12 protein-coding genes and 2 tRNA genes are annotated in these 20,092 nt (G+C 56.0%); 11 read left to right on the top strand and 3 right to left on the bottom strand.

Going from position 1 to position 20,092, the window contains the following annotated elements:
* Positions 1–9: 9 nt before the first annotated feature.
* From BMW31_RS10665 to BMW31_RS10640, 6 genes are all read left to right on the top strand, one after another.
* A complete protein-coding gene (locus tag BMW31_RS10665; protein WP_091825471.1) occupies positions 10–951 on the top strand; it encodes a YncE family protein in 942 nt (313 codons plus the stop codon).
* Positions 952–1,403: 452 nt separating this feature from the next.
* On the top strand, positions 1,404–3,116 hold the full coding sequence (locus BMW31_RS10660; RefSeq protein WP_091825467.1) for a calcineurin-like phosphoesterase C-terminal domain-containing protein: 1,713 nt from the start codon (positions 1,404–1,406) through the stop codon (positions 3,114–3,116).
* Positions 3,117–3,135: 19 nt separating this feature from the next.
* Positions 3,136–6,447: a SusC/RagA family TonB-linked outer membrane protein gene (locus tag BMW31_RS10655; protein WP_255404941.1), complete on the top strand. Its 3,312-nt coding sequence runs from the start codon at positions 3,136–3,138 to the stop codon at positions 6,445–6,447.
* A gap of 7 nt (positions 6,448–6,454) precedes the next feature.
* Positions 6,455–8,020 (top strand): SusD/RagB family nutrient-binding outer membrane lipoprotein, encoded by a 1,566-nt coding sequence (locus tag BMW31_RS10650; protein ID WP_177166312.1) that lies wholly within the window; start codon positions 6,455–6,457, stop codon positions 8,018–8,020.
* 20 nt (positions 8,021–8,040) lie between these two features.
* On the top strand, positions 8,041–9,300 hold the full coding sequence (locus BMW31_RS10645) for a BACON domain-containing protein (protein ID WP_091825461.1): 1,260 nt from the start codon (positions 8,041–8,043) through the stop codon (positions 9,298–9,300).
* Between the two features lie 39 nt (positions 9,301–9,339).
* Positions 9,340–11,184, top strand: a complete 1,845-nt coding sequence (locus tag BMW31_RS10640) for an SGNH/GDSL hydrolase family protein (RefSeq protein WP_091825457.1) — start codon at positions 9,340–9,342, stop codon at positions 11,182–11,184.
* A 1,053-nt stretch (positions 11,185–12,237) separates the two neighbouring features.
* Here the strand turns inward: BMW31_RS10640 and BMW31_RS10635 are convergent.
* A tRNA-Pro gene (locus BMW31_RS10635) sits at positions 12,238–12,313 on the bottom strand.
* A gap of 139 nt (positions 12,314–12,452) precedes the next feature.
* Between BMW31_RS10635 and BMW31_RS10630 the strand changes: the two genes are divergently transcribed.
* A tRNA-Phe gene (locus BMW31_RS10630) sits at positions 12,453–12,525 on the top strand.
* 87 nt (positions 12,526–12,612) lie between these two features.
* Here BMW31_RS10630 and BMW31_RS10625 read toward each other — a convergent pair.
* A complete protein-coding gene (locus BMW31_RS10625) occupies positions 12,613–13,917 on the bottom strand; it encodes a UDP-N-acetylmuramoyl-tripeptide--D-alanyl-D-alanine ligase (protein ID WP_091825577.1) in 1,305 nt (434 codons plus the stop codon).
* 164 nt (positions 13,918–14,081) lie between these two features.
* Here BMW31_RS10625 and folP point away from each other — a divergent pair, with 164 nt between their 5' ends.
* Positions 14,082–14,888, top strand: coding sequence for a dihydropteroate synthase (gene folP, locus BMW31_RS10620; RefSeq protein ID WP_091825454.1), 807 nt, complete (start codon positions 14,082–14,084; stop codon positions 14,886–14,888).
* A gap of 24 nt (positions 14,889–14,912) precedes the next feature.
* Positions 14,913–15,686, top strand: a complete 774-nt coding sequence (gene cdaA, locus BMW31_RS10615) for a diadenylate cyclase CdaA (RefSeq protein ID WP_091825449.1) — start codon at positions 14,913–14,915, stop codon at positions 15,684–15,686.
* 45 nt (positions 15,687–15,731) lie between these two features.
* Here the strand turns inward: cdaA and BMW31_RS10610 are convergent, their stop codons facing one another.
* The gene (locus tag BMW31_RS10610) at positions 15,732–17,456 is read right to left on the bottom strand and encodes a GNAT family N-acetyltransferase (RefSeq protein WP_091825445.1); all 1,725 of its coding nucleotides are present in this window, start codon (positions 17,454–17,456) and stop codon (positions 15,732–15,734) included.
* A gap of 156 nt (positions 17,457–17,612) precedes the next feature.
* On the opposite strand from BMW31_RS10610, the gene pta reads away from it, so the two are divergent.
* Positions 17,613–18,659 carry a phosphate acetyltransferase gene (gene pta, locus BMW31_RS10605; protein ID WP_091825442.1) on the top strand — a complete coding sequence of 349 codons (1,047 nt, stop codon included), beginning with the start codon at positions 17,613–17,615 and terminating at the stop codon, positions 18,657–18,659.
* 77 nt (positions 18,660–18,736) lie between these two features.
* Positions 18,737–19,942, top strand: a complete 1,206-nt coding sequence (locus BMW31_RS10600; RefSeq protein ID WP_091825439.1) for an acetate kinase — start codon at positions 18,737–18,739, stop codon at positions 19,940–19,942.
* Positions 19,943–20,092 lie beyond the last annotated feature (150 nt).

Here is a 20,092-nt window from a genome sequence, read left to right as displayed (position 1 = left end):
CCAGTCATTATGAAAAAAACATTGATTCTATTAGCCCTCTGCCTCATGGGCATCGGCGCAAGTGCACAGCATCTGGGCACCGAATACCGGCTCAAGAAAGTAATACCCGTAGCTGGCAGGCAGGGTATAGCCATAGACAAGGACTATTACTACGTGAGCGACACCCGCGCCCTGTACAAATACGACAAGCAGGGCAACCTCGTGATGAAGAACGACCAGCCCTTCAACCATCCCGAACTGGCCAACCACTTTGGCGACATCGACATCTACAACGGCGAAATCTACACCGGCAACGAGAAGTTCGAGTTCGGACAGGGCCACAACATCTCCGTCGACGTGTACGATGCCAAGACTCTGAAGTGGAAACGGACCATACCCTGGGTGGCCGAATCGGGCCAGGTGGAATGCTCGGGCCTCGCCATAGACCGCGAGAAGAACATGGTGTGGATGAGCGACTGGGTCGACAGCCGCTACGTTTACTGCTATAGTCTCGAAACGGGAATGTACTACACCAAGATGCAGTGCCGCCCCACACCCTACTGGTGCCAGGGTATCTTCATTGCCGACGGCAAGATGCTCTTCGCTGCCGACGACGGTGAGTCGACCTTCGGCATTCCCGACAACGTGTACGTGGCCGACATCAGCAACGTTCCCTACACCGGACTCAAGGACGGCGTGCAGGTAAGCGTTGAGGACTTCAAGGCCGTGAAGAAGCCGGGCAAGGTGGCTGCAGGCGCCATGGCCGGCCGCGTAAACCTGTTCCGTGAGATGAGCGACTTCCGCCGTGCCGGCGAGATTGAAGGCCTCTCGGTAGACCCGACGAACGACGACCTCGTGGTGCTCAACAACCGCGGCAACCAGATACTGCTCGGCATGCCCATAGGCCCGTTCACGGAAGAAGGCTACACCAAGGAGATACACGAACTCTACGTTTACGAGAAAATCAAGTAAACCCCTCTCGGTCATCCAACGGGGCGCCTGCAACGTGCGCCCCGTTGGATGGATACGATGAAGACAGCTAACCGACTTTAAACATGCAGTATGACGCCACTTGCAGATCGGTCTCCACAGAGCTATGCCTCAAGGCCCTTGAACCTATGCTTCAAGCTCCCTGAAGGATAGCTTCAGCAGCCTTGAAGCATAGCTCCGCCAAAACCGCCGGGCAACCCGTGCTGCCTGCGGGCTTACAACAGCCCCGGCCGGGCAGCCCGTTCGCCCCCCGCGGAGCTCTCGCCAACAGGAACGCGCTGGCCCAAACAAGCAGGCTACAGGCGGTGCCCGGAAATGAATTTTAACACAATCGTAACAACGCGTGATGAACTGAAAAAAGTTTTTGCTATAACTTTGCACTCGCTCGCAACATCAGGCAGCGCCTGAAACAAATCATTAACTGCACCAAGAACATGAGAACGATCAATCTACATAACCGCATTATCAGCATCCTGATACTGCTTGCCACCATCGGATGGGCATCGGCAGGCTGTTCGGGCACCGACTCCAACGGCACCGAAACACCCCCCGGCACCGGTGGGCAGACTACTCCAACCACAACCATCCCCGACAAGGCGGGCATGACTCTCAAGGGTCAGGTTACCTGCAACGGCACGGGCGTGGCAGGCGTGGCGGTTTCGGACGGCATAGAGGTAACCACCACCGACAGCAAAGGTATCTACTACCTGCCCTCGAAGAAGAAGTTCGGCTACGTGTTCATCAGCACGCCGGCCGGCTACGAGGTGCCCGTAAGCGGCAACACGCCCCGCTTTTTTGAGCGCGTGAACAAGCTCAAGCCCGCAGAGACGGAGCAGAAGGACTTCAAACTCACCCGCACGGACAACGACAAGCACGCCGTGCTGGCCATGGCCGACTTCCATCTGGCCAACCGCAACGACGACATCGGGCAGTTCGGGCAGATGGCTGCCGACATCAATGCCACCGTACTCGAGCTCCGCAACCAAGGTTACAAGGTCTACGGGCTCAGCCTGGGCGACGAGAGCTGGGACCTGTACTGGTACGAGAACAACTTCTCAATCGCCGACGCCTTCCGCCAACTGCAGCAGATTAACTGCCCCTTCTACCACTGCATGGGCAACCACGACAACGACCCCTACTATGCAGACGACTGGCAGGCCGAGCAGAAGTTCATTGAAAACTTTCCCGCCTACTACTCGTTCAATGCAGGCAAGGTGCACTATGTGGTGATGGACGACATTGAGTACCTGAACAACGGCGGCTCCATAGGCACCGTGGGCGAACGGAACTTCAACGCCGCCATTGCCGAAGAAGAACTGGAATGGCTCAAGAAGGACCTGGCGCAGGTAACGGACAAGAGCCGGCCGCTCGTCATCGCCCTTCACGCTCCGCTGTACGACTATCCATCGACAGATGCTGCCGGCCACACCACCGCCGATTATCGGCTGGACAACGCGGCCGGACTGATGAGTGCCGTCAACGCCTTCAGGAACGTACAGGTGCTCAGTGGCCACACGCACGTTAACTACAACGTAAACCGGCCGGCCAATATACATGAACACAACACCGCCGCCATCTGCGCCACCTGGTGGTGGACGGGCAAGCTGACGGACGGACGGCAGCATATCTGCAGCGACGGCACGCCCGGCGGCTACGGCGTCTACCTCTTCAACGGCACCGACCTGAGCTGGTACTACAAGGCAAAGGGACACGACAGCAGCTATCAGTTCCGCACCTACGACATGAACCGCACCTACATGCTGAGCTCCGACATCAACGACCCCGACGCCCTGTTGCACACCTATGCCCACGGATACGACAAGATAACGGACAACAACGAGGTGCTTATCAACGTGTGGAACTACGACGAGAGCTGGAAAGTTGAAGTCTTTGAGGCCGGATTGCCGCTCGCCGTTACCCGCATGGCAGGCTACGACCCGCTCCATATACTGGCCTACGAGGTGCAGCGCATCTCTGCAGGCCACGCTCCTACCAAGTCCTTTGTGACCACCCGCACCGCCCACCTGTTCAAGGTCAGGGCCTCGAGCGCCACCTCCACGCTCACCGTCAAGGTTACCGACGGCTTCGGCCGGGTGTACACGGAAGAAATGGTGCGGCCAAAGGCATTCGGATTAACCATGAAATAATAACAACATTTACTGTAATATGATGAAAAAACTCATGAATCTCAAGAAAGCGGCATTACTCGTAATGGCCTTCGTGGCCACCCTGCCGCTGCTCGCACAGAGACAAGTCAAAGGTCAGGTGCTCGATGCCGACGGCACCACGCCTCTGGTTGGAGTAACCGTAACGCAGGTAGGCGTCAAGATGGGCGCCATCACCGATGCCGACGGCAACTTCTCCATCTCCGTCAGGGGCGACAATCCCACGCTCAACTTCTCCTACATCGGCTACGACGCCCAGCAGATTAAAGTGGGCAGGCGTACCGAACTCAAGGTAGTGATGCAGGAGTCGGCCCAGTCGCTCAAGGATGTTGTAGTAACCGCCCTCGGTATCAAGCGCGAGGAGAAGTCGCTCGGCTACTCTGTCACCAAGATGGCGGGCGAAGATCTCAACAAGACCGTTAGCGGCAACTGGCTTACAGGCATGAAGGGCAAGGTAGCCGGCCTGTCGATGGTGGAGGCCGGAACGGGTCCGCTGGGTTCCATGCGCGTTACCCTGCGCGGCGACCACTCACTGAACTACGGCAACAGCGAGGCCCTGTTCGTGGTCGACGGCGTGCCCATCAACTCCAGCAGCATAGCTACGGGCAGCGGCTCTACCTACGCCAACCAGGATGCTCCGGTCGACTTCGGTAACGGAGCGGGCGACATAAACCCCGACGACATTGAGTCGGTAACCGTGCTCAAGGGTGCCGCCGCCACCGCTCTTTACGGTTCCATGGCCGGCAACGGCGCCATCGTCATCACGACCAAGGGCGGCCGCACCGACAAAGGCTGGGGCGTAACGGTCAACTCATCGGTTACTTTCGAGCAGGCAGGCTACTGGCCCGACTTCCAGTCGACCTACGGCCCGGGCAGCGACATGGGTCTGGAGCCGTTCAGCTTCTGGTCTCTGAGCAGTGACGAGGCACCCGACGGCGTTGCCGTGGGCAGCCACATGTCACGCTACGCCTTCGGCGAGAAGTACGATGCCTCGAAGCTGCGCTATCAATACGCGTCGAAGAACTGGGAGACGGGCGAATACACTGCCCTGCCCTGGACGTACAACGACGACTGGTATAAAGGTTTCTTCGAGACCGGCACCACTTACCGCAACAATGTGACTGTAAGCGGAGGCAACGGCAAGGGAACCAACGGCCGCGTATCATTTACCGACACCCGCAACGACTGGATTATGCCCAACACGGGCTACGTAAGCGACGCCGTGGCACTGGCCTTCGACAGCCCCATCAGCAAGAGGATAAGCGTAAGCAGCCGCGTGAACTTCATGAACAAGCGGAGTGACAACCTGCCGGCTACAGGCTACTCGTCGCAAAACCCCATCTATGCTCTCTGCATGGCCTATACCAACCAGCCCGCGTCCGTATATGCCGACGAGTACTTCGGCGGACGGTACAACGAAGAGAACTATAATGGCGATGGCTCCAACGGCCGCAGTCTGGTGTATCGCTCCGACCAGCCGCTCAACCCCTATCGTACAGTTTACGAGGAGCTCAACGTAATGAACAAGAACCGCATCTACGGTAACGTATCACTGACGGCCAAACTCGCAAAGGGCCTCACACTGAAGTTACGCTCTTCGCTCGACTTCTCCGACCTGTGGAGAACGCAGCAGAAGCCTTTCTTCACTTCAGGCTACATGCAGGGTTTCTATCGTGAGCAGGTAACCCGCATCTATAACATCAACAACGACTTCCTGTTCAACTATGTGAACAACAAGTTCGTGGGCGACCGCCTCGGGTTCTCCGTTTCGTTCGGCGGCAACAGCATGAACTACAAGTACTACAACAACCGCGTGACATTAATCAAGTTGCAGAACGACGGCGTGTATAATGTCTACAATGTACCGTCAGGTTACAGCCCCGATGTGTTCAGCTACCATTCAAAGAAGAAGGTGAACAGCCTCTATGCCTTTGCATCACTGAGCTGGGACAATACCTACTACCTGGAACTTACGGACCGCAACGACTGGTCGAGCACGCTGAGCAGAGGCAACCGCTCGTATAACTACCCGTCGGTTTCGGCCAGCGTGCTGCTTGACAAGGTTTTCAACTTCGAAAACAAAGCCAAATGGGTGGACATGTTGAAGTTCAAACTCTCCTGGGCTAACGTAGGTACCGACACATCTCCCTACACACTGGACCGTTACTACAACTCTACCAGCTACTACGGCGGCTATACCATCGGCGCTACAATTCCTGATGCCAACATCAAACCGGAGAATGAAGAAAGCTGGGAAACAGGATTCGAAGGCAAGTTCTTCGGTGGAAGGCTCTCATTCGACTTCACCGCCTATTCTACCAGCACCACCAACCAGATTGTATCGGTAGCTGCCGACCAGATAACAGGCGCTACAGGCTTCACCATCAATGCCGGCGAGATTTCGAGCAAAGGCCTGGAGCTTACGCTCGGCTTTACTCCGGTAAGGACGCGCGACTGGGAATGGAACGTGAACCTGAACTGGTCGAAGAACTGGAACAAACTAGAACGCCTCCAGGACGACTGGGATCCGGCGACTCCCTACCAGACCGACATGGGTACAACCATCGGTAACCGCGTCTATGTTTACTCTTATGTGGGTCATGAGATGTACCACCTGTACGGTCACGGGTACAAACGCGCGCCCAAAGGTTCCTATTATCTCGACGAAAAAGGCAACAAGGTTGACTGCAGCGGCATGAAGATAATCAACAACCAGGGCTATCCTACTCTCGACAGCAGCGACCTGATGGATCTCGGTAAGGTTAATCCTGACTGGACGGGAGGCCTGAACACCAATGTAAGATACAAGAACTGGAACCTCTCCATGTCGTTCTCGGCCCAGCACGGCGGCCACTGCTACTCGGTTACCAACTTCGCCCTGGCTTACCAAGGCAAACTGAAGAACTCGCTCGAAGGCCGTTACGACGGCTTGGTTGTGGAGGGCGTGCAGGCCACCGGTGAGGAAGGCGTCTACACACTCAACAAGACAGTCTTTGCAAGTGCGCAAAACTACTACAACACTTATGTGTGGAACCGCAACAACTGCGAAGAGAACACCTTCAGTACCTCGTTCCTCAAGCTCAAGGAAGTGCGCCTCGAATACAGTCTGCCCAAAGCTCTCTGCCAACGCACCAAGTTCCTCATCAGTGCTTCACTGGGTGTCTATGCCACCAACCTCTTCTGCCTGACCGACTTCCCGCAGTATGATCCAGAGACTGCCATGGTTAACAATGCCGACATCCACGCCGGTATAGAAACCATGTCGTTCCCCATGACGCGTACTTATGGCATCAATGTTAAACTTTCATTCTGATAAAATCATGAACAAATCCATATATTCACTAGCCCTGCTGGCATGCGGTTTCCTGTTGTCGGGCTGTACCGACAACTTTGACCAGACCAACACGAATCCCAACAAGATTACAGTTGAGAGCGGAAAGCTGAGTGCCAGCTCCATGTTTGAACCGTTGCTCTACGGCGGAGCCAATTTCCTGACCTACTACAGCTACTCATGGAATAATGAGATAGCCCAGTACACCGCACAAACCGGCAACACGCTGGGCCGTGCCTACAAGTATGACATTGGCGACAGCAACTGGACCAGCGTGTGGAACACCTACGCCCGCTATGCCACCAACGCTGCAGAAATGTACCGGCTGGCCATCAAGCAGGAGGACAAACCGCTGGAGGCAATATCACTCACCATGAAAGTGATTTTCATGAACGGGCTGACCGACATCTTCGGAGATATTCCCTACGCCGAGGCTTTTAAGGCCGAAGAAGGCAACAGGACGCCTGTGTTTGACTCGCAGGAGCAAGTTTATCAGCAAATGTGCGCCGATTTGGAGACTGCCAACAAAATTTACGCCTCCAACCCCACGGTAAGCCAGTCCGTTATCGAGCTCGACGGCATGTACAAGATGGACATGGCAAAGTGGCGCAAGTTCAACAACTCGCTCTATCTGCGCCTGCTCTGCCGCATCAGCGGACGGCCTTCTACACTCGTTGACGGCGAACACAGTGTTATCCAAAAAATCAACCAGATAGTCAGCGAACCGCAAAACTATCCCATCTTCACTTCCAGTGCCGACAATGCCACCGTGCATTACTCGGGCACAGACCCCTATTACAGCCAGTTCGATCCCAGCAACTACACCAAGGCCGACTTCGATGCTTATCGCATTACGAAAAACCTCATCAGCTTGATGGTGGAGAAACAGGGAGAGAAAGTTGACCTCACCGTCGACCCCCGCCTGCCTATCTTCGCCACGCAGAACAAAGTTGGCTACTGGAACGGCTGCGGCACCAACATCGGTAACACCGACTTCGGCGGCGGCGCCTACCTCAATTACGCCAGCTACTGCCGCATCAACGCCGACGAATGGTTCATGGACTTCTCCGAAGTTGAGTTCATACTGGCCGAAGCTGCCATGAAGGGGTACATTGCCGGTGGTGAAGACGCTGCCCGCGAGTACTATATCAATGGCGTAACAGCCTCGCTCAAGAAGTGGTCAGACTACGGTGTAGCCACCGACCCGGCCCATCTCATCACCGACGAGGCCATTAGTGAGTACATGCAGTCGCCCCTCGCATCGTGGGACGATGCCGAGAACAAACTCCAGCTGATAGCCAACCAGCGTTACCTGGCAGCCTACTTCATCGGCATGGAGGGCTGGGCAGAGTACCGCCGCACCGGCTATCCAGTCCTTACCGTAGACGAGAGCTGGCTCAATGACGGCGTGCTGCCAACCCGCTTCGCCTATCCCAACACCACCATTGCCACCAACCGCGTGAACGCCGAAGCCGCACTGCAGCGCATGGGTGGCCCCAACGACATGAAGACACCACTCTGGTGGAGCAAGGAAGCGATACAGAGAGGTCATTAATCAACATTAACCGAAACAAGATGAAAACAAAAAACATATTCGCAATCGTTGCTTTCCTGGCAGCAGCTTTTATGGTTGCAGCCTGTTCCGACGACAATACCGGCAGCGGTGAGCCGTATCTGAACTTCGAGGGAAGCGAACAGACCGTGAACGTAGGCATCGAGGGCATTACCCAAACCAACCGAAAAGGGGTTGTCATCCGTTCCAACAGAGACTGGACCATCAGCCTTTCTGATGACGACAGCGCCTGGCTGCACATCTTTGTAGACGAAGGCAAGGACGACGGCATCTTCTACTACTGGGTCGATCCCAACCCTGCATTCACCGGCCGGACCGGACATATCAACGTTGTCTCGGGCAGTGAGACGCTCAACGGCATAGAAGTAATCCAGGCCGCCAGTGTTCCTACCGTGGCCATCGTAGGTGCCGAGAACGGCTACACGGCCCTACCCACCAAGAGCCAGCTCAAGGTTCCCGTAAGCGGCAACATCACCTGGACGGCCAGCCTGGAACAGGCAGACTGGGCAAAGATTGACTCTCTGGGCAAGGATACTGTCTACATCTCGCTCGAAAAGAACACTGGCGACAAGCGTACCGTTACCCTCACCGTACAGGGTGAGGGCCAGTTCAGCAGCCTCACCTCATCTACCGTCATCACGCAGTCGGCTCCCGGCATCATCTTCTACGAGCGTTTCGACTGGATGCAGGAAGGTAAGGAAGACTTCTACTACAACTATCCCGAGGTTAACTACACCAAGTGGAGCGATGCCGAGAAAGGACAGGGCTGGACAACGCTCGGCGATTGCTTCTACGGTGGCCGTGGTTACATCAAGATAGGCAAGACAAACGATGCCGGCGACGCCGTTTCGCCACCGCTCACGGCAATCAAGCAGCCCACCGATGTTGTCGTAACCTTCAAGTGCATAGGCTACATGGCCAGCAACGGAAAGGTAGACGACGGCGTGCTGAAGGTGGGACTCATCGGTCCGGGACAAATACAGAGCGACGCCATGGGCACTATCGAGATTGGCGGCACTAACTATAGCGTGGCCGACTTCACTGTAACCGTGTTCCCCGACTCGCCCAAGAACGAGCACGGCGAGGGCTACAACCCGTGGGCCGAACCCGGTGCAACCTTCCAGTTCCACATCAAGGGCGCCACTGCCGAGACCCAACTCGTGTTCGTAGGCGGTGCCAAATGGGGCACAGGCCTCAAGGGCACAGGCCAAGGTAAGAACCGCCTGCTGCTTGATGACATCCGAGTACAGGAAGAAGAATAATCCAACAAAACATTCAAGAGGAATCCAAGGCCGTGCAGCATGACTACTGCCCGCCTTGGATACCTTACCAACATCAATCTGAAAATGAACAAGATACGCATTTTAATCTTATCACTATTTGCCACGCTAACCACCGCCCTCACCGCCCAAACGGCATGGCACAACCCCATGGAGGGCGATGTTCCGGCACTGTTCGGCCGTGCCTGGAACCAGGAAACGGGCAAAGGTTCCTTTGCCAGGGTGCCGGAGCGGCTGCAGAAGGACCTGCCCAAGAAGGTCTATGAGCTGGCCCAAAACAGTGCGGGGTTGTCGGTAAAGTTCGTCACCAACTCGCGCAACATCAGCGTCAGGTTCAAGGTGGCCGACAAAGGCAACCTGCACAACATGTCGGACCTCAACGAATCGGGAGCCGACCTCTACGCCCTCACTCCCAAGGGCACCTATCACTGGGTGGGCAACCACCTGAGCTACAAGTTCGGTAAGTCGGCCCAGGACACCACCTACATCAACTTCAGCGGGCTGAGCGTAAACGGCGACATGGAGTACCAGCTCTATCTGCCCAACTACAACAGCGTTACGGCACTTGAGGTGGGCGTAGACGGCGGCTCCACCTTCCGCTTCCTCCGTCCTACAGCAGAGCGTCCCGTCGTGGTCTACGGTTCCTCCATCATCCAGGGAGCTTCGCCTTCGCGGCCCGGCCTGGCCATTACCAACGTGGTGCAGCGCAACCTGCGCAAGCCGGTTGTCAACCTCGGCTTCTCGGGCAACTGCCTCATGGAGCCTGCCCTCTTCCGTGCACTGGCCGAGATTGACGCCAGCGCCTACGTGATAGACCCCATCCCCAACTCCTACCGCCTGCAAGCAGACGAGATAGTGAAGCGCACCACGGAGGGCGTAACCCTGCTGCGGCAGAAGCGCAGCGCCCCCATCATCCTTGTAGAGTGCTACGCAGCCAGCGACAGCGTGATGAGGAACGACAGCTACGCCCGCTACCAGGCTGCCAACCTCAGCCTGCGCAAAGCTTACCAAACCCTCGTACAGCAGGGCGTCAAGGACCTCTATCTGCTCGGCCAGCAGTATCTCGACCTGGGCGAAGAGGGCATGATAGAGGGTACTCACCCCAACGACCTGGGCTGCATGACGTATGCCGAGGCCTACACCCGCATGCTGCGCTCCGTCATCGGCACCAAGACCATCGCCCACCGCGGCTATTGGGACACCGAGGGCAGCGCCCAGAACTCCATCGCCTCGCTCATGAAGGCTGACAGCATACAGACCTACGGCTCCGAGTTCGACGTGTGGATTACGCGCGACGGGCAGGTTGTGGTGAACCATGACCCCGAAATAAACGGCATCACCATAGAGACCACCGACTACAAAGACCTCAAAGACCAGAAGCTGCGCAACGGAGAGCGCATCTCGCTGCTCAAGGACTATCTGGCTGCCGGCACCCGCTGCAGCACCAAACTGATACTGGAAGTGAAGAAACACAAGAGCCAGAAGCGCGAAGACAAGTGCGTAGACGAGGCCATCAAGATGATAAAGGCAGCCCGGCTGGGCAGCGACCGGCTGGAGTTCATTTCCTTCAGCCTCGAGGCCTGCAAGCGTCTGCACGCCCGCCTCAAGGACTACAACGTGGCCTACCTCAACGGCGACCTCGCCCCGGCCGAAGTCAAAGCCCTCGGCTTGACAGGTATCGACTACCAGCAGAAGGTCATCAACCAGCATCCCGAGTGGGTGCAGCAATGCCACGACCTTGGCTTAACCGTCAATGTGTGGACGGTCAACAAGACGGCCGACATGCAGAAGGACATCAAACTGGGCGTGGACTTCATCACAACCAACAAGCCTGTGGAGTGCATGGAGTTAACCCGGATGAAGTAACACTCTGCTCCCGCCTTTTCATCCCGCACAACAAGCCCGCCAAAAGGCAAATCTCAACACCCCATACCCGCCGTGGTAAAACAGACGGATATGGGGTTTCTGCTTTCTCCTGCATGCTTATCATCTCCTCCTACCCTCCCTTTTCCAAGGGTAGGAACCGCTGCTACAGGTTTCCTGCTCATTAGTTGCTCATTTTTAAAGATAGAGTAACAGAGTATCTTTTCTGCTGCTGTTGATTTTCTACTGGTTAGTCCCTGCTTATTTAAGACAGAGTAACAGAGTAATTTTTCTGCTGCTGCGAGTTTGCTGCATAGCGGGAGCGAGTAAGCAACGGGTTGCGAAAAGGCAAACCGGTATCCTCCCCTTTCCAAGGGGAGGCGGAGGAGGGGATGACCTAATGGCAGGAAACAGCAAAGGAGCAAAAGATATCATCCCCTCCTAACCTCCCCTTTCTAAGGGGAGGAACCGCTGCTACAGGTTTCCTGCTCATTAGTTGCTCATTTTTAAAGACAGAGTAACAAAGTATCTTTTCTGCTGCTGTTGATTTTCTACTGGTTAGTCCCTGCTTATTTAAGACAGAGTAACAGAGTAATTTTTCTGCTGCTGCGAGTTTGCTGCATAGCGGGAGCGAGCAAGCAACGGGTTGCGAAAAGGCAAACCGGTATCCTCCCCTTGGAAAGGGGAGGCGGAGGAGGGGATGATTTTCAGCAAGTTTATGGGCTCTCTACAGCGTGTATCAAATCTTCTTATGAGCAAGCAACACCACGAAAGACGCCAAACTGCGGGGCTGACAAAATGATTTGGGCAGCTAAAACACCAACTCCGGGAACTTTCGACAAGTGTCACATGATTGTGTGACACTTGTCGAACAATCATGCGACACTTGTCAAAAGTTGCTGGACACAACATATCGGTACATGAAAAGACAACGGAAACTACGGGAGAACGGGGATTTTGCATTCGGCGAGCAGCCTTTATCAAACAAGAAAAGCAAACTACAAGGACAAAAGGGCATACAAAAACAGCAAGCCTTGTGAGCTTGCTGTTCTCTTGTGGTCGGGATGACCGGACTCGAACTGGCGACCCCTACGTCCCGAACGTAGTGCGCTACCAACTGCGCTACATCCCGCCGCTGGCGTTGAAAGAACGGAGTTTGTTCCTCAAACGCGGTGCAAAGATACGCTATTTTTCTGAAACAAGACAATTTTATGGGCAAAAATTTGTGTATATCGGTTAAAAACCATACCTTTGCACACGCAATTCAACGAGGTACCTTAGCTCAGGTGGTAGAGCAATGGACTGAAAATCCATGTGTCCTTGGTTCAACTCCAAGAGGTACCACACCGAAAACAACGAAAGGACAGATGACGAACCGCTTGGTTCCCGTCTGTCCTTTTTCGTTTCTCCCCTATTTACCGGGTCGGCCGGTCAGAGCAGCCCAGGCAGCTGCGCGAGGTTGATGCCGTTGCTGCCCTTGATGAGGATGCAACGCCCCCGGGGCTGCCTGCGGGCTATCTCGGCCTTTACCTCCTCCACGTTGCGGAACTTGCGGAAGCTGCATTGCGTGCGGCCGAACTCTTCACCCACCAGCCACACCTCGGTATCGGTAAGTTCGCCCAGCCTGTCGGCTATCTTCTGGTGCTCCTCCGCGCTGGCTTCGCCGAGTTCGCGCATGTCGCCCAGGATGGCCATCTTAGGGCTGCTGACCTTTATCTGCGCAAAGTTGTCGAGTGCGGCGGCCATGCTCGTGGGGTTGGCATTGTAGGCGTCAACTATCAGCTGGTTGTGGGCAGTCTGCTCGAACTGCGACCGGTTGTTGCTCGGTACGTAGTTCTCTATGGCGTGGCAGGCCTGGGCAGGGGTGATGCCGAAGTGCAGTCCCACGGCTATGGCAGCCAGCATGTTGTCTATGTTGTAGGCACCGATGAGGCGCGTCTGCACCTCCTTCCACTCTCCCCCTTGCTCGCGCCAGCGGAAACGGAGGAAAGGTTCGCAGCCCACGACCTCGCCCTGCACGTTCACCAGGTCGCTCTGGCCGTAGCTCACGATGCGTTCCAGCTCGCGGTCGGCAGCCATCTGCATGAGGAAATCGTTGCTCTCGTTGAGGAAAACGAGGCCGTCGTGGCGCTTCAGATAGTCGTACAGCTCGCCCTTGGTTCGCATCACGCCCTCAAAACTGCCGAAACCTTGCAGGTGGGCGCGGCCTACGTTGGTGATAAGACCGCAGGTGGGCTCCACGTATTCCACCAGGCGGGTGATGTCGCCGGGATGGCTCGCGCCCATTTCAACTACCGCTATGTCGTGCTGAGGGGCTATGCGCAGCAGCGTCTTGGGCACACCAACGTCGTTGTTGAAGTTGCCCTCGGTGTGCAACACGCAGAAGCGCTCGGCCAGCACGGCCGATACCAGCTCCTTGGTGGTGGTCTTGCCGTTGGTTCCGGTTATGCCTATAACGGGAATGTTGAACTGCCGGCGGTGCTCGCGGGCCAGCTGCTTGAAGGCTACGAGAGCATCGGCAACGAGGATATAGCGGCCGTTGCCGGGCTCGGTGTATTCAGGCTCGTCGACAACGGCATAGCTGCAGCCCTGCTGCAAGGCCGACGCGGCAAACTTGTTGCCGTCGAACGATTCGCCCTTCAGGGCCACGAAGATGCTGCCCTCGGGACAGTTGCGGCTGTCGGTCGTAACGACCGGATGCTGCGTATAAAGCTGGTAGAGTTCTGATATTTCCATCGTCAATCTGTTGAATTCATTCTTCCGAATTTCTATTTTGTGCAAAGTTACTGCAAAAATCTTAAAATGAAATTGATTTTACGATTAATATCGCTATCTTTGCAAAAGTCAATAAAACCTTTGGCAGCCGCCGGTGTGGCCGCTGCCCGAATTAAAAACACAAGATGGATTATACTGTCAACGTGGGAGGAAGGCTCCTCTCTACAACCGAACCGCTGGTAATGGGCATCCTGAACGTAACGCCCGACTCGTTCTTTGCCGGTAGCAGAGCCCGGGAAGAGAGCGAGATAGCTCGCAGGGCCCATGAACTCGCAGGGCAGGGAGCCGCCATCATCGACATAGGCGGATGCTCCACCCGCCCCGGAGGCGCCATAGCTACCGAGGCGGAGGAGACGGAACGCGTACGCAAGGCACTGCAGGTAGTGCGGCGGGAGCTGCCGGAGGCGGTGGTTTCGATAGATACCTTCAGGCCTGCAGTGGCGCGGATGGCCGTCGGGGAGTTCGGTCCGTGCATCATCAACGATGTTTCAACAGGTCAGGATGCCGACATGTTCCCTACCGTTGCCGCCCTGCGCGTACCTTATATATTAATGTCGGCGCGCGCCAACATCAGCGACATGCTCGTGGAATTTGCCGACAAGGTGCAGCAACTGCGCGACCTGGGGCAAAAGGACATCATCCTCGACCCCGGCTTCGGCTTCGGTAAGACCCTGGAAGAAAACTATACGGTGCTGCGGGAGATGCGCAAGCTGGAGGTTCTGGGGCTGCCCCTGCTGGCCGGACTGTCGCGTAAGCGCATGGTGCACCAGCTCCTCGGCACCACGGCCGACGAGGCTCTGAACGGTACCACGGTGCTCAACACCATCGCACTGCTAAACGGTGCCGACATACTGCGGGTGCACGACGTGCGCCAAGCCGTGGAGGCCGTGGCCATAACGCGCCAGTTGAGGGCGGGAGAAGAAACGAACTGAAGTGTAACTTTTAACTGACAAGACGTGTTTTTCGATTTTGGAATCAAGGACATCATCGACATTTTCCTGGTCGCTCTGATGCTCTACTACATCTACAGGCTGATGAAGGAGTCGCGTTCGCTCAACGTCTTCATCGGAATTCTTGTGTTCATCGTAGTCTGGTTGTTCGTAAGCCAGGTGCTGGAGATGCGTCTTCTCGGCTCCATGCTCGACAAGCTGGTGAGCGTGGGCGTAATAGGACTCATCGTGCTGTTCCAAGAGGAGATACGCAAGTTTCTCTATCAGCTCGGTGCCCACCAGCGTTTCAAGGCCATCACCCGCTTCTTCACCACGGGCAAAAGCCAGGTGGAGGAAGAAGACAAGCAAACCATTATACCCATCGTGATGGCGTGCATGAGCATGTCGAAGAGCAAAGTGGGCGCCCTCATCGTGATAGAAAGGAGCGTGCCGCTGGACGACATCGTCACTACCGGCGAGCTGCTGGACGCCAATGTCAGCCAGCGGCTCATCGAGAACATTTTTTTCAAGAACTCGCCCCTGCACGACGGGGCCATGATTATATCCAAGAAACGCATCAAGGCGGCAGGTTGCATCCTGCCGGTGTCGCACGACATGGACATACCCAAGGAGCTCGGACTGCGCCACAGGGCTGCAATGGGCATCTCGCAGGATTCTGATGCCATTGCCGTAGTGGTGTCCGAGGAAACCGGTCGCATTACTGCAGCCATCAAGGGGCAGTTCTATCTGCGCCTTTCGGCCGAGGAGCTGGAGAGCCTCCTGGCCAAGGAGATGGCATAAAAGCAACTTTCCCCGGTTCCTTCAGGAGAAGAAACCGGGGAAAGTTCAGTTCAACATCAAGCTCATTTCGGCATGTACATCCTTGAAGATGAAGTCGGCCAGTTGGCGGATATTCATCTTGCAAGCCTCCGCATCGGGCTCATCGGTCTTGGTAACGAGCCCGTTCCCAATGATGTAATAGGCGTTGTTCATCGGTATGTCCTTATCTCCCTGCACGCGGATTTTACACTGCTGCGCAGGATTTAGAGCCGCATAGAGCTGCAGGGCCTGCAGGGCGTTGATGACTCTCAGCATGCCCTGGATGTTTGTTGTGGCGGGATGATAGTCCTGCCCGGCCAGCCGGATGTCTTCCTGAATGATTTCCAGCCCGTCGGCATCATGCAGGAGCACGCATTCCTTTTCACGTTGGCGCCTGTCGAAGTCGGCAAAGCTAACGGTTGCTGCATCGGCCGGAGGCGGCGTGCAGACAATTCGTTCGGCGTAGCCGCACTTGCTGTACCAGCCGTAGAGCCACTTCTCGGCCGGTATGAGGGTGGCAAAGACCACGTTGCGGAAGTACAGCCGGAAGTGCGCCTGCCGCATCAGGTTATTTCCCACGTCCTGTTTGCGGTAGCCGGTATCCACACTCACGCCACTCATGTAGGCCGTCCTGACCTCCCGCCCGCGGTAAAGCAGCGTGTAGGGCAGCGTCTGCAGGGCGCCCACCACATGCCTCCCGATTTGGCAGGTTACGTTATACTCGTTTCTGTAAACACGTGAGAAGTAAAGCTCCATGAATGCTTCGGGGTCGTTGAAGGCTTGCTTCCACAGTGCCCTTGTTTCCTGTTTGATGCGCTCCTGGTCCTCGAAATCGGCCAGCGGACGCTTCTCCATGACCACGTTTTTCTCCAAGAGAATGTCCGGTTTGTATGAAAGTTTGGCAAAGCGGAGCCCCTCCTTGCCCATGTCTTCTTCGCGGTTGATGTAGTAATAGTGCTCAGGCAGATGGCGGACGAACTCCTGGTTGATGATGGTAAAGCCGCCTTCGTACTGCGTGTCGGCCTTTTCAACGCACACGTCGAACGTGTTCTGGTTGATGGGACAGCCGAAGGTGAAGGCCATGAGCTTGCCGTCAACGAAGATGGTGCCGCCCATGAGCCCCAGTTTCTCCCACCGGTTGAAGGCCCGCGTCATGGAGCGCAGCTCCTCCGTGGTATCGTCCGCGCCCTCCTGTTCGCTGCGCCACTGCTGTTCCAGGCGCAGACATTCGGGGATGAGGTCGGTCGTCAGTTCCCGGTATTCATAGCCGGGATAAAGCTTCTTGAACTTGTTGATGTGGTTGCGCTTGCTCTGCAGCTTCTTTCCCGACAAGCTGACGAGCTTCTCGCGGGTGTAGATGTAGTCGGAGTAGTTGCGGTCGGGCTTCATGTCGAACGTGTCCGGCATCACGTCCTCAATGATATCAGCCATCATGTTGCCCACACCAAGCATCAGGAACGGGTGCCCCATGGCGATGGAGTCTTCCCTCATGAGGCGCAGCACGTTCGTAAAGCCCTCTCGCAGCTCCTCTCTCCACTCGCCGCGGTACACCGGCGCCATGTAGGCCAGATGCCTGTCGGCGTAGAAACGGAACACGAGAAAGCCGTCGACAACGGCAAACTGCGTGTTGTAAAGGAACCGCCAGCTGATGATGTTGGCAAAGCTGAGGTCGCAATTCTGCCGGTCGCTGTAGAGTGTATAGCTCTGTATGAGTTCTTTGTCTGAAGTGCAGACATCCTTAAATCTAATCATAGAAGATGCCAATAATGGTTTCTCGTCGCAAAATTAGGAAAATTTATCTGATTACCAAGCGCTATATCGGTTATTTTTCTTACTTTTGCAAAGTGTAAATTGCAAAACAACAAGCATCCTTTTCGATTGAAACACTACACATCTTAAATACAAATTATGGATTTATTACAGCAGATTGTTGCGCGCGCTAAGGCTGACAAGCAGCGCATCGTGCTCCCCGAAGCAGAAGAGGAGCGCACGTTAAGGGCCGCTGACCACGTACTGGCTGACGACTTGGCAAATCTTATTCTCATCGGAAACCCCGCCAACATCAAGGCGCTTGCAGCCCAGTGGGGGTTGAAGAACATTGAAAAGGCAACCATCGTGGACCCGCTCAATAATCCGAAATCCGAAGAATATGCCACGCTCCTGGCCGAACTGCGCCAAAAGAAGGGCATGACCCTGGAGCAGGCACGCGAGCTTGTAACGAAGAATAACCTCTATCTTGGCTGCATGATTATCAAGACCGAGGAGGCCGACGGCCAGATTTCAGGCGCACTGAGCACCACCGGCGAGACCCTGCGCCCGGCCCTGCAAATCATCAAGTGCGCACCGGGCATTACCTGCGTGAGCGGCGCCATGCTTGTACTTACGCACGAGCAGCAGTACGGCGAGAACGGTATCGTGGTGATGGGCGACGTGGCCGTGACCCCCAACCCTACCGCCGACCAGCTGGCACAGATAGCCTACACCACCGCAGAGACCGCCAAGAGCGTGGCCGGATTTACCGATCCGCACGTGGCCATGCTGAGTTTCTCGACCAAAGGCTCTGCCAAGGACGCCATCGACAAGGCTACCGGCAAGAGCGTTTACATCATCGACAAGGTTGTAGAGGCCACGAAGCTGGCCAAGGAGCGCTTCCCCGAGCTCAAGATTGACGGCGAGCTGCAGGCCGATGCAGCCCTTGACCCCGCCGTGGCTCTCAAGAAAGCGCCCGATTCTCCTATCGCCGGCAAGGCCAATGTGCTCATTGTACCGAACCTCGAAGTGGGCAACATCGGCTACAAACTCGTGCAGCGCCTCGGCGGAGCCAGTGCCATTGGCCCCATCCTGCAGGGCATCGCCCGCCCGGTTAACGACCTGAGCCGCGGCTGCTCCGTAGATGACATCTACTACATGGTGGCCATCACGGCCTGCCAGGCACAGGATGCCAAGCGCGCCTAAGCCCTCACGGCACGCTCTCCCACCCGCAGGGAGCGGCCTTACAAGCATTTACAAACAATCAAATAAACAGCAATCACATGAAGATTTTGGTGCTGAACTGCGGCAGCAGTTCCATTAAGTACAAGCTCTACGACATGAGCAACGAGTCTGTTCTGGCACAGGGCGGCGTAGAACGCATAGGTCTGGACGAGGCATTCATCAAGGTGACGCTCGATAACGGCGAGAAGAAGCAGATTATGGCCAACCTTCCAACCCACAAGGAAGGCGTTGCGCTGGTGTTCAAATGCCTGATGGACCCCGAAATAGGAGCCATCAAGAGCCTCGACGAGATTGATGCAGTGGGCCACCGCATCGTGCAGGGCGGCGATCTCTTTGAGAAGAGCTGCATCGTTACGCCAGAGGTGGAGAAGGGAATAGAAAGCCTCATCGACCTTGCTCCTGTCCACAACGCCGGCCACCTGCGCGGAATACGCGCCGTAGACGCACTGATGCCCACCACGCCGCAGGTTACCGTGTTCGACAACGCTTTCCACAGCACCATGCCACCGTATGCTTACATGTACGCCATACCCTACAATCTCTACGAGAAGTACCACGTGCGCCGCTACGGCTTCCACGGAACAAGCCACCGCTACGTGAGCCAGCGCGTGTGCGAAATGCTGGGTGTAGACATCACGAAGCAGAAGATTATCACCTGCCACATAGGCAACGGCGCCTCCGTGGCTGCCGTGAAGTACGGCAAGGTGGTTGATACATCCATGGGACTCACCCCTCTGGCGGGCCTCATGATGGGCTCCCGCTCGGGCGACATCGACCCCTCGGCCGTTACCTACCTCATGGACAAGCTCGGCAAAAAGCCGCAGGAGATGGCCGACTGGCTCAACAAGGAGTGCGGAGTGCTCGGCATTACGGGCCTGAGTTCCGACATGCGCGAGATTGAGAGCGCCGACCGCGAGGGCAACGAACGCGCCCACCTGGCCATGCAGATGTACAACTACCGCATCAAGAAGTACATCGGAGCCTACGCGGCAGCAATGGGAGGCGTAGACATCATCGTGTGGACGGCCGGCGTTGGCGAGAACCAGATAGACACCCGCATGGAAGCATGCTCCGGACTGGAGTTCCTCGGCATCAAGATGGATGCCGAACGCAACAAGTGCCGCGGCGTAGAACGCGTGATATCTGCCGACGATTCCAAGGTTAAAGTGGTGCTTGTGCCCACGGACGAGGAAATTGTCATCGCCCGAGACACCATGAAGCTGGTGCAGGAAGCTCGCAAGTAATACACCAACAAAAGGCCTGGCCGGGTTGCGATTGCCCCGCCAGGCCTTTTTTACGTTTCAATCGCCACGTCGGTTTGTCAGGAAAACAAGCCCCGAACGAGCGTTTTTCTTTCTCCCAACGCATGTTTCGCGCGGCAGAAAGCGGCATCA

This window comes from Prevotella sp. kh1p2, assembly GCF_900111525.1.
Classification (GTDB): domain Bacteria; phylum Bacteroidota; class Bacteroidia; order Bacteroidales; family Bacteroidaceae; genus Prevotella.
This window is presented reverse-complemented; position numbering and strand designations above follow the sequence as displayed.